Annotated in this window: 16 protein-coding genes; 11 read left to right on the top strand and 5 right to left on the bottom strand. The window is 66.7% G+C overall.

All coding sequences use genetic code 11. The features are described 5' to 3' along the window. Position 1 precedes the first annotated feature (1 nt). Positions 2–868 carry a helix-turn-helix domain-containing protein gene (locus FHS96_RS03305; protein WP_429587929.1) on the bottom strand — a complete coding sequence of 289 codons (867 nt, stop codon included), beginning with the start codon at positions 866–868 and terminating at the stop codon, positions 2–4. A gap of 114 nt (positions 869–982) precedes the next feature. On the opposite strand from FHS96_RS03305, the gene FHS96_RS03300 reads away from it, so the two are divergent. From FHS96_RS03300 to FHS96_RS03290, 3 genes are all read left to right on the top strand, one after another. Continuing rightward, positions 983–2,221 carry a hypothetical protein gene (locus FHS96_RS03300; protein WP_429587928.1) on the top strand — a complete coding sequence of 413 codons (1,239 nt, stop codon included), beginning with the start codon at positions 983–985 and terminating at the stop codon, positions 2,219–2,221. Between the two features lie 5 nt (positions 2,222–2,226). Then, positions 2,227–3,054 carry an oxidoreductase gene (locus FHS96_RS03295; protein ID WP_429587927.1) on the top strand — a complete coding sequence of 276 codons (828 nt, stop codon included), beginning with the start codon at positions 2,227–2,229 and terminating at the stop codon, positions 3,052–3,054. Positions 3,055–3,126: 72 nt separating this feature from the next. Next, positions 3,127–3,666: a nuclear transport factor 2 family protein gene (locus FHS96_RS03290; RefSeq protein ID WP_429587926.1), complete on the top strand. Its 540-nt coding sequence runs from the start codon at positions 3,127–3,129 to the stop codon at positions 3,664–3,666. A 53-nt stretch (positions 3,667–3,719) separates the two neighbouring features. Here the strand turns inward: FHS96_RS03290 and FHS96_RS03285 are convergent, their stop codons facing one another. Next, entirely contained in the window at positions 3,720–4,238 is a 519-nt protein-coding gene (locus FHS96_RS03285) for a flavin reductase family protein (RefSeq protein ID WP_429587924.1), read from the bottom strand. A 295-nt stretch (positions 4,239–4,533) separates the two neighbouring features. Here FHS96_RS03285 and FHS96_RS03280 point away from each other — a divergent pair, with 295 nt between their 5' ends. Then, on the top strand, positions 4,534–4,914 hold the full coding sequence (locus tag FHS96_RS03280; RefSeq protein ID WP_429587923.1) for a hypothetical protein: 381 nt from the start codon (positions 4,534–4,536) through the stop codon (positions 4,912–4,914). Positions 4,915–4,939: 25 nt separating this feature from the next. Here the strand turns inward: FHS96_RS03280 and FHS96_RS03275 are convergent, their stop codons facing one another. Both FHS96_RS03275 and FHS96_RS03270 read right to left on the bottom strand, forming a co-directional pair. Then, positions 4,940–5,302 carry a hypothetical protein gene (locus FHS96_RS03275; protein WP_429587921.1) on the bottom strand — a complete coding sequence of 121 codons (363 nt, stop codon included), beginning with the start codon at positions 5,300–5,302 and terminating at the stop codon, positions 4,940–4,942. Between the two features lie 22 nt (positions 5,303–5,324). Then, a complete protein-coding gene (locus tag FHS96_RS03270; RefSeq protein WP_429587920.1) occupies positions 5,325–6,662 on the bottom strand; it encodes a phage tail tip lysozyme in 1,338 nt (445 codons plus the stop codon). A gap of 160 nt (positions 6,663–6,822) precedes the next feature. Between FHS96_RS03270 and FHS96_RS03265 the strand changes: the two genes are divergently transcribed. Beyond that, on the top strand, positions 6,823–7,737 hold the full coding sequence (locus tag FHS96_RS03265) for a Tle-like phospholipase domain-containing protein (RefSeq protein WP_429587919.1): 915 nt from the start codon (positions 6,823–6,825) through the stop codon (positions 7,735–7,737). Between the two features lie 38 nt (positions 7,738–7,775). After that, positions 7,776–8,642 (top strand): ankyrin repeat domain-containing protein, encoded by an 867-nt coding sequence (locus FHS96_RS03260; protein WP_429587917.1) that lies wholly within the window; start codon positions 7,776–7,778, stop codon positions 8,640–8,642. A gap of 24 nt (positions 8,643–8,666) precedes the next feature. Here the strand turns inward: FHS96_RS03260 and FHS96_RS03255 are convergent, their stop codons facing one another. Next, positions 8,667–9,299: an ATP-binding protein gene (locus tag FHS96_RS03255; RefSeq protein WP_429587916.1), complete on the bottom strand. Its 633-nt coding sequence runs from the start codon at positions 9,297–9,299 to the stop codon at positions 8,667–8,669. 364 nt (positions 9,300–9,663) lie between these two features. Between FHS96_RS03255 and coxB the strand changes: the two genes are divergently transcribed. Genes coxB through FHS96_RS03230 form a run of 5 tightly spaced genes read left to right on the top strand, consistent with a single transcriptional unit; the run spans position 9,664 to position 15,194 of the window. Next, positions 9,664–10,635, top strand: a complete 972-nt coding sequence (gene coxB / locus FHS96_RS03250) for a cytochrome c oxidase subunit II (protein WP_429587915.1) — start codon at positions 9,664–9,666, stop codon at positions 10,633–10,635. Next, entirely contained in the window at positions 10,635–13,169 is a 2,535-nt protein-coding gene (ctaD, locus tag FHS96_RS03245; RefSeq protein WP_429587913.1) for a cytochrome c oxidase subunit I, read from the top strand. The genes coxB and ctaD overlap by 1 nt, the downstream gene beginning before the upstream one ends. After that, the gene (locus FHS96_RS03240) at positions 13,169–13,552 is read left to right on the top strand and encodes a hypothetical protein (protein WP_429587912.1); all 384 of its coding nucleotides are present in this window, start codon (positions 13,169–13,171) and stop codon (positions 13,550–13,552) included. Before ctaD ends, FHS96_RS03240 begins: the two co-directional genes overlap by 1 nt. Continuing rightward, a complete protein-coding gene (locus FHS96_RS03235; RefSeq protein WP_429587911.1) occupies positions 13,552–14,157 on the top strand; it encodes a cytochrome c oxidase assembly protein in 606 nt (201 codons plus the stop codon). The genes FHS96_RS03240 and FHS96_RS03235 overlap by 1 nt, the downstream gene beginning before the upstream one ends. Next, complete coding sequence (locus tag FHS96_RS03230; protein ID WP_429587909.1) at positions 14,154–15,194, top strand: c-type cytochrome; 1,041 nt, start codon at positions 14,154–14,156, stop codon at positions 15,192–15,194. The genes FHS96_RS03235 and FHS96_RS03230 overlap by 4 nt, the downstream gene beginning before the upstream one ends. The last annotated feature ends 48 nt before the right edge of the window (positions 15,195–15,242 follow it).

The following is a 15,242-nucleotide window of genomic DNA, read 5'->3' as shown; positions in this document are numbered from 1 at the left end:
ATCAGTTCAGCGCCCCGGCCCGCACCCGTGCGCGCCATGCGCTGGGGGTCATGCCGAAACGGCGGCGGAAGGCGGTGGCGAAAGCGCCCTGGCCCATGAAACCGCAGGCGCCGGCAATGCTTTTCACCGGCAGCCGGTCTGCCGCCAGCAGATCGCGCGCGCGGGCGAACATGGCCTGCTCCACCCGCTCCATCACCGTACCGCCGGTCGTCGCCTTCCACGCCCGCATCAGATGGCGCCGGCCGATGCCGCACAGCGCCGCGAGTTCGCCGACATCGGGCGGTGGCCGATCGCCATCCGCCAGCCGCGCCTCGATCCGGCGGACCTGCCATTCCGCCAGCATCCCCCGTCCCCGCGCGGCGCTGCGCACCGTCTCGAAATGGCGCGCCAGTTCGCCGAGCACGACCAGACCAAGCCCAGCAACGATGGTTTCGCGCGCGATGCCCGGCCGCGCCATCTCGACCGCGAGCCGGTCCATCGCCGCCGCCACCCCGGCTGCGCGCACATCGACGCAGGCGGCGAGATCGCCCGCATCCGGCGCCGCGCCGATGCCGGTGAGCGCACCGAAGCGCCCCTCATCGAACCGCATGACGATCATCTCGCGCGGCCCGAAGCCCCCAGAGCGAACGTGGAGCGGCACATGTGCCGGCACCACCACCGCCTGCCCGAACGGCGCGAAGCTGCGGTGCGAGCGCGGCTCGCCGAAGCAGCCGAATGCGGCGCGGTCCGGACTGCCGGGCAGGTAGACGAGCGACGGCGCATCGACGCGATGGCAGCGCTCGAACGGCCCGCTGCCCTCCTGATGGAGTTGCTCGAGCCGGAGCTGCGCCAGCGACAGTTCGACCGTCACCCGATAAGCGCCGTCCATGCCAATTGCTCCCCTTCCGTCCGCGTCACTTTAGCGCAAGCCTGTCCGTATCGCCACATGCGTAGGGATTGCGCCACCATCTCTACGCATTAGCCTGCAGCAAAACGAGAGGATATGCGCTTGAACCCCATCGCCACGCCCGACCAGGCTCGCTTCGAACGAGAGGCCTTGGCCGTCCTCGCCGATCCACGCATGCAGGAAACCATCGAAGACCGGCGCCGCTACTGGCTGGACAAGGCTGCTCCCTCCCCCGCGATGCGCGGCGCGTTCGAATGGGCCTTTCCGGAGGTGGTGTTCGGCGCGATCATCTGGTCGCTCAACACCGATGCGCAGCGCCCCGCGGTGGTGACCATCACCCGCATCCCGCATCGGCTTGGCGATCTCGACGTGCCGGGCTCGCGCTGGGGGCTCGACAATCCCGACTCGGTCTATCGCGTCATTCCGATCGACGGTGCCGAGCGCTATGTGATCCGCGGCCGCGTGCCCGATCCGCGGCTGACCGAGAATTATTTCACCTTGTGGAATGCGCATATGGGCACGGTCGACGTGCTCGACGGCAAGAGCCTAGTGCTCGATGATGAGGGCCGCTTCGAGATCTTCGTCGACGCCGACGAGAAGGGCGATCGCGCCAACCATATCCGTTCCGCCTCCGAGGCCGTGGAATTCTACATCCGCGACGTGATCGCGGACTGGGCGCAGGAACGCCCCAACGAACTGTCGATCGAGCGCTTGGGTGGGCCGCCGAAAACGCCCGAACGCAGCTTCGACCAGAAGGTGGCCGACGCGCAGGCGATGCTGATCCGCAACGTCGACAACACGATGCGCTGGAACGCACAGGCCACGACGCGGCCCGCAAACGGCTTCGATTTCACCATCGATCGCGACAGCGACGGCGCGCTGCGCAACCAGATCTACATCATGGGCCACTTCGACCTGGCCGACGATGAGGCGCTGGTGATCGAGGTTGGACTGGGCGGTGCCGGATATTTCCTCGCGCCGATCACCAACATCTGGGGCACGACCAACGAGATCGTCCACCGCACCTCCAGTCTCAATCTCACCCAATCGGTGCGCGATGCGCCGGACCGGCTGACCTATGTCGTCTCGCGGCAGGATCCCGGCGTTTGGAACTGGCTGGACCCCTGCGACATGCCGGAAGGGCTGCTGACCTTGCGCTGGGCCGAATTCGCCGACGGCCGCCCCAGCGACGGCTTCGGCGCGACCAGCCGCGTCGTGAAGCTCGCCGATCTCGGCGCCGCACTGCCTGCCGACACCAGGCGCGTTACGCCGGAGGAAAGGCAGCGCCAACTCGCCGACCGCGCACCGTCCTATCTCTGGCGGATCGCGGAGTGAGCGCGATGCGGACTTGGCTGATCACCGGCTGCTCGACCGGCATCGGGCGCGCCATTGCTGAACATGTTCTCGCCATCGGCGACGCCGCGGCGGTCACCGCACGCAATCCCGCCGACGTCGCCGACATCGTCGCCGCATATCCCAATCGTGCGCTAGCGCTCGCGCTCGACGTCGCCGATCCGGCGCAGGTGACCGCGGCGGTCGCGGCGGCGGAGGCGCATTTCGGCGCCATCGACATCCTCGTGAACAATGCCGGCTACGGCTATGTCTCCTCGATCGAAGAGGGCGACGAAGCTGCGATCAAGGCTATGTTCGAGGTCAATCTGTTCGGCGCGCTCAGGATGATGAAGGCGGTGCTGCCGGCCATGCGCGCGCGGGGTGCGGGGGCGATCCTCACCATCTCGTCGCTCGCCGGGCGGATCAGCAATCCGGCCACCGGCTATTATTCCAGCTCTAAATTCGCGCTGGAGGCGATCAGCGAGGCACTGTCTCGCGAGGTGGAAGCCTTCGGCATTCGCGTCTGCTCGATCGCGCCGGGCATGTTTCGCACCGACTTCTCCGGGCGCTCGCTCCAGAGCGGCGAAGGTGGCATTGCCGACTATCAGGCGACCCACGAAAGAATGTCGCTGGTTCGCTCGGTCGACGGGCGGCAGCAGGGTGATCCGCTAAAGCTGGCCAAGCTCGTTGTCGCTGTCGCGGAGATGGAAAAGCCCCCGCGCCAATTGATCGCGGGTCCCGATGCGCTGGCCGCGATCACCGGACGGATGGCGGAGATCATGACCGCGATCGACGCGAATCGCGCCCTCAGCAGCGGGACGAACTTCACGGACTAGCGGTCAGAACGGCATTGAAGCGCATTATGCGTATCTATATAGCCTGTTCAGATACGCATAATGGAGAGGATCATGCCCTACACGCTGCAGCAGCTCTCGGATTTCGAGGACATCCGCACGCTCAAGCACCGCTATTATCGTGGCATCGACACTGCCGACGAAGCGCTGCTCGACGGCTTGTTCACCGACGATGTCACGGTCGAGTATCGCGGCGGTGGTTATCTTGTCCGCCTCGCGGGGCGTGCCGAGATGGTCGATTTCCTGATGAACAGCTTCCATGCCGATGCGGTGGCGATGCACCAGGGCAGCATGCCCGAGATCAAGCTGCTGGGCGACGACGAGGCCGAAGGCCTCTGGTATCTCGAAGATGTCTTCATATCGTTCGAGCGCAACGACATCACCAGCGGCACCGCGCTCTATCGCGACCGCTATCGCCGCGTCGACGGCCAGTGGAAGATCGCGCGCACCGAATATGATCGGATCATGGAGGTGGTGGAGCCGCTCCGCCCCGAGCAGAAGGTCACTGTGCGCCACCTCGGCAAGGTGGGCCGACGCCGCGAGCAACGCCACGACATCAGCCACCTGATCACCTGGTTCGAGCCGGCGGAATGAACCGCGCCGGCGTGGCCGGTCATGCGCGGCCGGCGACCGCGCATGACCGGTACTCAGGCGGCGGCGCTGACCACCGTGTAGCGACCGTCGACATAGACCAGCGGGTCGACCGGACCGTGGTTCATCACCTCGGCCACCGCGCCAATAAAGATGCCGTGCGTACCATAATCGACCTGCTGGGCGTTGCGGCAGACGAAGCTGGCTTGTGCGTCCTCAAGATAGGGCAGACCCAGTTCGCTCTCCGCCCACCGCCCCTGTTCGAACCGCGCCTCGCCCTTCAGCTTGCCGCTGCACGCCGCCGAGATCGTCTCGTGCGAGCTGTGCAGGATGTTGACGCAGAAATCCGCACCCGCCGCCAGAGGCGTATAGAGCGAGGCGGTGCGGTTCACGCAGATTAGCAGCGAGGGCGGATCCATGCTCAGTTCGCTCACCGCCGTCGCGGCCATCGCAAAGCGCCGCCCCTCATGGCGGACGGTGATCACCACCACCGCCTTGGCAAGACGCCGAAGCGCATCCCGCATCTGCACTGCAATCTCGTTCGATTCCGCCACGCCGCCCTCCGCTGGGATCATGATTATCGACTCATGATTAGAACTGATCACAGATTATGACAATAAGAATTGCACAAAATATTCTATTTATCGCCAATATATATTTATGATCGGCAGGTTGTCTCTGATGTTCCGCCGAAGATATATTCTATTATGACAATATGATCTTAGTGCAACTGCACTCTGTTCGCGAGACGGCGCGACTGGTCGCAAGCATGAAACGGCGGAACGCTCCGGCATGGGACCGCGTTTGAATATCCGGCACAAGCTGGATAGGCATAACCTTCGGATGTTCTGGACAGGGATGATCGTCGCCGTGGCAAGCACTCACCTCGTCGACACCGCCGATCGCAGCGCGATCCTCGACGCTGCGCGTATTCCTGTGGCGGAAGAACTGGGCAAGCCGCCCCTCTTCGCCGTCCGCCAGTTGAAGCGCGAGGGCGAATGGGCCTTCCTGTTCGCCGACATGCAGCAACAGGGCGGTCAACCCTTCGACTATAGCGGCACGCGCAAGGCCGAAGCCGCGCGCCAGGGCCTCGTTTCGAAAAGCTATGCCGCGCTGCTCCGCAAGACCGAGCGCGGCTGGCGCGTTGTGGAGGCTGCGATCGGGCCGACCGACGTCGCGTGGGAAGGCTGGGCAGCGAAATATGGTGCGCCCGAGGAGTTGTTCGCGTTTTCGGCTGAGGGGCGCGATTGAATGACGCGCTGAGCACTAAATGCGCTCAATAGGTGCCGTGCTCTTCCGCCGGATAGAACCATGCAAAGGTCCGCGTCAGATCGGTCGTGCTGAACACGACATGCCCTCGGTTGCGCTCGAAGCCCATCGCCGGCTTGCCGTCCAGCTTGCCCGACCACCAGCCGCCCTGCGCGCGGCCGACGAAGCGGATCTGCCTGCCGCCGACATCGAAGCGCAGGTCGCGCACACCCTTCTGCGTCGTCACCTGCATGCGGCAGCCGATTGGCGGTTTCTCGTCAACCGCGCAGCGCACCACCTCGGGCTTTTGCGCCGGTGCCGGCGCCGCAATCAGCAGTGCCGGCGCCGCAATCAGCAGCGCCGGCGCGAGCAGGATGGTGAACCTTGTCATGCCGGTTCAGCGACGGACGCGGTCAATTGTTCCAGATGTCGCGCGCGCGCTCGGCGCGGCGGACCGCCTCGCCCGCGCTGTCGGCAGGCCGCTCATAGCGGGTGGTCACGATCGAGGCCGCCTCGCCCGGATCATCCGCACCGCGCAGTGCCCGGCCGGCTCCCGCCTCGGTGTTGGTCAGCTCCCACTGGATGAATCTGAGCTGTTCGCCGAAGGTCGACTGGCGGATATCCTTGCCGGCCCATTCGCGGAAGTCGGCCTGGCGTGGGTTTTCCCACTGGGCGAGGCCGTAGCCGGGGCCGCCGCCGATCTGGTTGATGTTGGGATCCATGCCGCTTTCGGCGTCGAGGTTGGCGACGATCCCCACCGCCTGCGCGCGGGTCCAGCCCTGGCCCTCGAAATAGGCGATCGCCTGGTCGATGCGCTGGGCGCGCGTGCCATCCCCTGTGGGTGCTGCGCCTTCCGTGCGCTGCGGCCCTTCCGCCGGCGCGCTGCCGTTATTCTCGCCGCCCGGCGCGCGGAGGATCACCGCACCATGATCGAGCGCCCACGAGAGATTGTTTTCCGAGATGCGCTGGGTGCCGTCGGCATTGACGTTGTTCGAGCCGATCATGCGGCCATTGCCCGCATAGATTTCGGTGTGCGAAACCCCGCCGCCTCGGATGATGACAACGTCACCCGGCTTCGCCTGTGCCGGGTCGACCTGCGTCCAGCCGGCACCGCGCAGATTGGTGTTGAGCTGCGCCACCGAGTCGGTGCGCAAGTTCGCCGGCATCACCCCGGCCTCGATCAGCACGCCCGACACGAAGTTCGCGCAGCACACGTTGGAAGGCACATTGGCGTTCATCGGCAGGTCGTCGCTGGTGTCGCGCTTGAGGTCGGTAGCGTTGCGGCCGAGATACTGCCGCGCGACATCATAGACGTTGGGCGTGCCGCCGCCCGTCGCACCCGAAGGACCATCGACGCCGCCGGGGCCGTCCACCGATCCGCCGCCACCCACGCCGCTGCCACCGATCGCGAGTTGCTGGCCGGGGAAGATCAGGTTGGGATTATCCAGCCCGTTCTGCCGCGCGATCGTCTGCCAATCGGTGCCGAAGCGCGCGGCGATGTCGGACAGCGTATCGCCGCTCTTCACCGTGTAGCTCTGCGCGGCGGTGCCGCCTTCGGGGATCGAAACGACCTCGCCCGGCCGGATCAGGTTGGGATTGCTGATCTGTGGATTGGCGGCGATCAGCGCGTCGAGCGACACGCCATGATCCTGCGCGATATCCGAAAGCGTATCGCCCGACTGGACACGATAATCGTTCGAGCCCTGGAGCGAGGCCGACTGGCTGCTCTCTGCGGCGGAGATGCGAGTCACGGTGCGAACCCTCCTTGATGCTTGGCAATGGGGTACGCTCATTCCGCCGCCCGCTGAATAATCGGACCGACTAGGTGCGGCGGTCAATCTAATCGAACCGATTATGGGCCGCCTCGCCCCCCAGGCGTAAATTTTCGCCATCTCATAAGGGAGTAAGGCGATGGTCGAAGCCGTCCGGTCCACAGAACCGCAATCCTTCGCGGCCTCGTCCGCAGTCGCGTCACCGCCCACGCCGGCGAACGATATCGCTGGCTGGTGGAGCCCCACCGTCGCCGCGCCCTCGACCAGCGTCCAGGCGGCTGCCGCCAATGACGTCTCGCTCACCGATCGCGCGCAGACCAATGCGATGCTCGCCGACGATGTCTATCGTGCCGAACCGACCCCGCCGGATGGCTATCGCGTCGCCTCCGCCGAGGAACTCGACAAGCTCGGCATCACCCCCGAAATGCTCGAACAGCCCGGCTCCAGCTTCCGGGCCCGCGTCTATGCCACCGAAGAGGGCGGCGAGACGCAATATGTCGTCGCCTTCCGCGGCTCGCAGACGGGCGAAGACTGGCGCAACAATGTCGAACAGGCGCTGGGGCTCAATTCCGAAAGTTATGCCAAGGCGCTGGAGATCGGCCGCTCGATCGCGCGCAGCGACGAGGCGGTGACCTTCACCGGCCACTCGCTGGGTGGCGGCCTCGCGTCCGCGGCCGCAGTCGCCAGCGGGCGTGAGGCGGATACGTTCAATGCCGCCGGCCTCTCGCAGAACACGCTCAATGCGGCGCGCGGCATCGCCGCCGCCAACGATCGCGGCGTCTCGACCGTGCAGGCCTATCATGTCCCGGGCGAGATGCTGACAATGCTGCAGGAAGGCGGGGATCGTGCGATCGGAGGGATCGTTGGCGGCATATTCGGCGGCGGCATCGGCGGAATTGGCGGCGCGCTCGCCGCCGACGCTCCCGAGGCCTATGGCACGCACCACACGCTTCCCAATGTCCGCCCCGAGGGCAAGGGCTTCTTCGACGGGCTCAACCCGATCGATCGCCACGGCATGGATTGGGTGCTGGCGGGAACCGCGGCGCTGGATTGAGCATTGCCCCGGCATAATCCCAAGCCGGAGTGCGCGATGTGCCCCACCCCGCCCCGCTCGTCCTCGTCGGCGCGCTGCTGATGACGGGCTGCGCCGCCGACGCGCGCACGCAATGCTTCGCGCCGGGCACCGAATTGCCTGCACCGGATGCGGCGCTGGCGCAGCCCGGCGTCGGCGAGAGCGCCAAGCAACTGGTCGACGCGCTGGCTGCGGCGGACGTGCCGGCGGTCCGCCGCCTGCTCGCCGCCGATCCGGCGCTTGCGCGGCTGCCGCTGGGCAAGGGTGCGGACATGCTGTCGCTGGGCGTGGCGAGTTGCGAACGCGAAGCGCTCGACCTGCTCATCGCCGCCGGCGCCCCGCTCGACGGCACCGATGCCAGTGGCCTGCCCTTGACGCTCGCGTTGCGCGCACGCGATCCGTGGTTCACCACCCGCCTGCTGGCGGCCGGCGCCGCGCCGGAACCCAAGGGCGCGCCGATGCTGCCGCTGCGCACCGCGATCGGGCTTAATTCGATCGCCGGGGTCGAGTTGCTGCTCGATGCCGGCACCGATCCCGACATCGCCGACCGCACCGGCCGCCGCCCGCTGCACGTCGCGCTCGACATGGAACGCTTCCGCATTGCCGAGCGGCTGATTGAGCGCGGCGCCGATCCCTGGGCGATCGACTCAGGCGGCGCCAACCTCGCCACCGCGACGGTCACCGAAATGCTGACCGACGACGATGCCGAGGCCGCTGCGCAAAAGCGCCTGCGCGCCAAGGTGGCGGCACTCAACTGGCCGGAGCCCTTCCCCACCCCCCGCGCGATCCGCGCGCTGGCGCTGGAAGGGAAATGGCCACCCGCCGGCCGCGGCGCGGCGGCAGTGCCGGCGGGCGTGCTGGAGTTGATCCGCGAACGCGCGCGCTGAAGCTGGGTGCCGCGCCGGTCGCGCTTATTGATCGAAATCCGGTAGCTGCACGACCGCGGTCGTTCCCTGGCCGGTGAACGCCCATTCAACGAGACCGCCGAGTTCGGCGACGAGCGCGCGGATCACACCCTGCCCGCGCCCCGGCTTGGCATTGGCGCTCGCCGCGCCATCGTCACTGACGACGCAGGTCAGCACGCCCTGCCCGCGGCCGATATGGACGCGGATCTGCCCGCTGCGCCCGCGCAGCCCGTGCCGCGCGGCATTGCGCACAAGTTCGGCGACGACGAGGCCGATCAGCCAGCAGCGGCGTGCCGGCAGTACCGGATCGACGGTCACGAAATGCAGATGAAGATGCACGCCGCGCTGCGCCAGGGTTGCACGGGCATAAGCATTGCAGATGCCACCGAGATAATCGGCAAGGTTGAGTTCGCCGGCGGTGCGCGGCGGCAGCAGCGATCGATGCGCATCGGCATGCTCCCGCAGTCGATCTGCAGCGCGCTCCAGCGCGGCGTTTGCAGCGGCGCCCTGCGCGGCCGACGCGGCGATCGACAGGCTGCCGATCGCTTCGGCATATTCGTTGATCACCCTGTGGCCGATTTCCTCGACCAGCGTTAGCCCGGGCAGCGTCGAACCGGCGGCGGCATTGGGCGCGAACATGACGGGCCTCCGAAATTCGATCCGGCGTATCCGGATCAGGCCACTATCTGCGCGAAGGCCGGCGCATAAGGAAAGTAAACAATGGTCTAGGATATACTTGGGTATGTGACCATCACGCGTCGATCCTTGCGAACAGCGGGCGGAGGCAGTTCTCCATGAAGATGGGAATATCTAAGGCGTCGGGCACGCCGGCCTAAACGGCCCGAATGCGGATCAGGTTGCCATTGTTGAAAACAGTTGCGCGGATCGCTGGAGGGCGAGCATCGCCGGAAGCCCCTCTGCGCATTGCGCAACGCAAAATTACGGATCGTTCCGCCCCTGCATGCATTGTGATCGCCAAGGGTCGCGCAACGGGGGCAGTGTGTTGGGGATCGGCGTTCATCGAGATTTGTTCGTACCTGCCTGCCTGATCCTGTCCGCCTGCGCGAGCGAACAATCCGCTCTCTCGCCTTTCGGCGTCGGTGCCGACAGCATCCTGGATATCACCTGGGTGCTCGCAATCGGCGCTGCCATCATCTTCACATGCGTTGCGCTGCTGACCGTTCATGCGATGCGGCAGCCTGAACACAGTCTCACCCACCATCAGGGCATGCGCGTTGTGCTGTGGCTTGGCGCGGTGCTGCCCGCCGTGCTGCTTGGCATATTGCTGCTGTTCGCGCTGCCCGCGATGCGGCCGATGGCGACGACGCCGGGCGACCTCAAGGTCGCCGTCGATGGGCGCCAGTTCTGGTGGCACGTCACCTATCAGGCCGGTGCCGCGCCGCCGTTCACCACCGCCAACGAGATCCGCCTGCCCGCCGGACGGACGGTGGTGTTCGAGCTGACCGCGCAGGACGTGCTCCACAGCTTCTGGATCCCTGGCCTCGCCGGCAAGATGGATATGCTGCCCGGCCGCACCAACCGGCTGGTGGTGAAGGCGGAGAAGCCCGGCACCTATCGCGGCGTCTGCGCCGAATTCTGCGGTCTCAGCCACGCACTGATGGCGTTCGACGTGGTGGTGATGCCCGCCCCCGCCTTCGACCGCTGGCTCGCGGGGCGCCGGGCCGCGACGCCGCCCGCCCCCTCGCCCGGCCTCGCGTTGTTCGACCGGCATGGCTGTCGAAGCTGCCACACCCTCTCGCCCACGGATACGCTCGACAGCATCGGCCCCAGCCTCGCCGGGCTGGGCAGCCGCCGCACCTTGGCCGCCGGCGTGCTGCCGATGACCGAGGATGCCATCGCAGGCTTCATCCGCGATCCTGCTGCAATCAAGCCCGGAGCGCGAATGCCCTCTGCCCCCGACATGACCGATCAAGACGCCCGTCTGATCGCCCGCGCGCTGCTGGAGCTGCGCTGATGAAGGCCGCCGATCTCCACGCCCCCGACCAGGACGATCCCGCCGTTCGCGCCGCGCAGGAAGACCGCCTGCGCAAGGTGTGGGAGGCGCCCAAGGGCATCTTCTTCTACTGGACGGACACCAACAACAACAGCGTCGGCGCCTGGTACACGCTAACCGCGTTCGGCTTCATGCTGTTCGCCGGTGTGCTCGCGCTCATCATGCGCGCGCAGCTCGCGACGCCCGACAATGATCTCGTTTCGGCATCGACCTTCAACCAGCTCTTCACGCTGCACGGCTCGATGATGATGTTCCTGTTCGCGGTGCCGATGTTCGAGGCGGTCTCGATCCTGCTGCTGCCGCAGCTGCTCGGCGCGCGCGACCTGCCCTTCCCGCGCCTCTCCGCCTTTGGCTACTGGAGCTTCCTGATCGGCGGCGTGTTCGTCTCCGGCTCGATCTTCTTCGATGCCGCGCCCGATGGCGGCTGGTTCATGTATCCGCCGCTCACCACCGATCCCAAGCTGTCGGGCATCGGCGCGGACATCTGGATGCTCGGCTTGTCCTTCATCGAGGTGTCTTCGGTCGCCGCCGCGGTGGAACTGATCGTCGGCGTGCTCAAATGCCGTCCGCCGGGCATGCGGCTGAACCTGATGCCGCTCTACGCCTGGTATATCCTCGTCGTCGCGGTGATGATCCTGTTCGCGTTCCCGCCGCTGATCGCGGGGGACATCCTGTTCGAGATGGAGCGGCTGCTCGACTGGCCCTTCTTCGATGCCGCGCGCGGCGGCGATCCGCTGCTGTGGCAGCACCTGTTCTGGATCTTCGGCCATCCTGAGGTCTACATCGTCTTCCTGCCTTCGATCGCGCTGTTCGCGATGATGATCCCGACGTTCGCGCGCCGCCATCTGCTCGGCTATCCGTGGATCGTGCTGGCGGCGGTGGGCACCGGCTTCCTCAGCTTCGGGCTGTGGGTGCATCACATGTTCACCACCGGCCTGCCCAACATCAGCCTGGGCTTCTTCTCGGCGGCGTCCGAAGCGGTCGCGATCCCCACCGGCGTGCAGATCTTCGTGTTCATCGCAACCTTGTGGGCGGGCCGGGTGGTATGGTCGACGCCCTTGCTCTACGCCGTCGGCGCTCTGGCGATCTTCGTGATCGGCGGGCTGACCGGGGTGATGGTCGCGGTCGCGCCGTTCGACTGGCAGGCGCACGACACCTATTTCGTCGTCGCCCACCTTCACTACGTGCTGATCGGCGGCACCTTGCTGCCGCTGTTCGGCGGCCTTTATTATTATTGGCCGCTGATCACCGGCAAGAAACTGAGCGACCGGATGGGCCGCATCGCCTTCTGGATGATGTTCGCCGGCGCCAACATCACCTTCTTCCCGATGCACTTCACCGGGCTGATGGGCATGCCGCGACGCGTGTTCACCTATCCGGCCGAACTCGGCCTCGGCGGGCTCAACCTCGCCTCCACGATCGGCGCCTATCTGTTCGCGTCGGGCGTGGTGGTGCTGGTGCTCGATCTCTGCCGTTCGCCCTGGCGCCCCAAGGCCCAGCGCAATCCGTGGAACGCCGGGACCCTCGAATGGCTGGTGAAGCCGGAAGACGAGAATTGGGGCGTCCGCTCGATCCCGCTGATCGAGAAGCGCTACCCTCTGTGGGACCAGCCGAACTTCGTCAAGAATGTCGACGAGGGCCGCTATTTCCTGCCCGACGCCGAGGAAGGCCGGCGCGAGACGATCATCACCACCGTGCTCGATGCGCGTCCGCTGCAGGTGGCCCGCCTCGCTGGCCCCAGCGTCGTGCCGATGATCACCGCGGTTCTGCTCGGCAGCGTGTTCATCCTCACCACCTATCACCTCTATTGGTCGGCTTTGATCGGCGGCGTGCTGACGTTGGGCGCGATCCTCTATTGGCTGTGGACGGGCACGGGCGAATTTCCGGAGAAGCCCGAAAAATCGATCGGCCACGGCATCTCGCTGCCGCTCTATACCTCGGGCCCGGCCTCGTCGGGCTGGTGGGCGATGTTCATCACGATGATGGCGGATGCCACCGCCTTCGCCAGCCTGATCTTCGGCTATTTCTTCTACTGGACGGTCCACCCGGATTTCCCACCCGCCGAACTCGGTCATCCGGGTGCGGGCTGGACGATGGCGGCGCTCGCGCTGCTGCTCGCCGGCTGGGTGGCGACGATCGGCGCGCGCAACACCAACGCCCGCGGGCACATCCGGCTGTCGCGCCTGCTCCTCGTCTTCGCCGCGCTCGCCAGCATGGCCGGGGGCGCCACCACGCTCGCCGGGCCATGGGTGAATGGGCTCGATCCGGTCGCGCATGTCTATCCCGCGATCGTCTGGGTGATCGCGATCTGGACGGCGATGCACGCCGGTGTCGGCTTGATCATGCAGCTTTATGGGCTTGCCAGCAGCCTCGCCGGGCGGGTGACGCCCAGCCACGACGGCGACCTCCACAACATCGCGCTCTACCAGCATTTCATGGCGTTCACCGCGCTGGTCTCGCTGTGCACGATCGGCCTGTTTCCGGGGGCTGCCTGATGAAGTTGCCGGATCGCGCGCGCAACCTGCGCATCACCTTGTGGACGCTGATCGTGCCGCCCACGGTGTGGGCCGCGCACTTCCTGTTCTGCTACATCCTTGCCGCCACGATGTGCGCGAAGGGCGCGTTCGACCTGTCCTTCTTCAGCTATCACTGGATCGTGGCCGGGGTGACGCTGGTCGCGCTGATCCTCGTCACCGGCTCGGGGATCATCGCGCGCTGGCAGGAAAAGATTGCGGACGATCCGCCGCCGCACGATCGCGGTACGGAAGAGGCGCGCCTCCGCTTCCTCGCCAAGTCGACCGAATTGCTCGCCGGGCTCAGCTTCATCGCGATCCTGTTCACCGCGTTGCCGGTGATCTTTCTGCAGGATTGTCGCTGATGCGTGGGCTCCTGCTCGGCTGCGGTGCGGTGCTGGTGGTCGGCGCCTGGACCACTGCCGCCGCGCACATCGGCATGGTTGGCCATATGACCGCGCACATGCTGAGCGTGGCGGTCGCAGCACCATTCATCGCGCTCGGGCTTCGCGGCGGGCGCTTCGATCCGGCCGCGCGCTGGCAGTGGCTGCGCCCGCTCGGTGCCTCGCTTGTCGAGTTGGTCGTGGTCTGGGGCTGGCACCTGCCCATCGCGCGGCGGCTCGCGCAGCATCCGGCGGGGCTGGCGGTCGAGCAGATCAGCTTCCTCCTCGCCGGCCTTGCGCTGTGGAGCGCGGTGCTGGGCGCCGCCGGCAGCGGCGTGCCGGAACGTCGCGCCGCCGGTGTCGGCGCGCTGCTGCTCACCTCGATGCACATGACCTTGCTCGGCGTGCTGATCGGCCTCGCACCGCAGCCGCTCTATCCGCAGCACCACGCGATTCACGGGCTCGCCCCCCTGGAGGATCAGCAGCTTGGCGGAGTCGTCATGCTGGTGGTCGGTACCGGCAGCTATTTGGTGGGCGGCCTCGCAATGCTCGCGACATTGCTTGCCCGACGGGAAGAACGGCCATGAAGATCACGCTCAAACGGGGGGTGCTCGGCCTCATCGTCGCCGCCGTAGCCGGCATGGCCTTCGCCTGGTCCGGTCTGTTCAACGTCGCCGCGTCCAGCGGCCACTGGGCGATCACCGACTGGTTCCTGCATTGGGTGATGCAGAATTCGGCTGCCACCTGGAGCCGGATCGAGGGCGAGAAGCAGCCGGTCGATGCCAGTGGCCTCGTCTCCGCCGCCGGCCTGTTCGACCAGAGCTGCGTCGCCTGCCACGGCGCACCGGGCATCGCACCGCTTCCGGTGATGCAGGCCGCGACGCCGCCGGCACCCGATCTCGGTCAGCATCCCGACAAATGGACCGCCGGCGAACATTTCTGGATCATCAAGCACGGCGTGAAGTTCACCGGCATGCCTGGCTGGGCGGCCGAGGAGCGGGATGACGAGGTGCGCCGCATGACCGCCTTTGTCCGCGCGTTGCCAACGATGTCACCTCAACGCTATCGCGCACTGACCCGCGATCCGGCCGAGACCGGCTCCGACCCGTTGATCGCGACCTGCACCGGCTGCCATGGCGTGGACGGTCGCGGCCGTGGCGGCCCCGACACGCCGATCCTCGGGGGCCAGAGCGTGACGGCCCTACGCCGCGCGCTCGACGATTACGCCAGCGGCCGCCGCGCATCCGCGGTGATGGGCAACGCCGCCGCACGCCTTTCCCCGGCTGATCGTCAGCGCCTCGCCGAGCATTTCGCCGCGCTGCCGGGTCTGCCGCGCCGGCAGGCTGCCGTAACCGATGGCGCCGCGGCGCGCATGTTCGCCCAAGGAAACCGCAGCATCGAACTTCCCGCCTGTGCGCAGTGCCATGACCGTGACAACGGCAAGGCGCCGCGGCTCGCCGGGCAGAAGGCCAGCTATGTCGCAGGCCGCCTGCACCGTTGGCATGCGGACGAAAAGGCGGTGGAATCGACCCAGCCGCGCGACACGATGGCGATGATCGCACGGCGCATCCCGAAGGAGATGATCGACCCGCTGGCGCGCGAGATCGAGGCGCGCGGGCGGTGAATGCTTAGCGAATCCACTGTAACCTTTGTCACCTTAAGCCCCCTGCAC

The organism is Sphingomonas zeicaulis, from assembly GCF_050433225.1.
In the GTDB taxonomy this organism is placed as follows: Bacteria; Pseudomonadota; Alphaproteobacteria; order Sphingomonadales; family Sphingomonadaceae; genus Sphingomonas_D; species Sphingomonas_D zeicaulis.
This window is presented reverse-complemented; position numbering and strand designations above follow the sequence as displayed.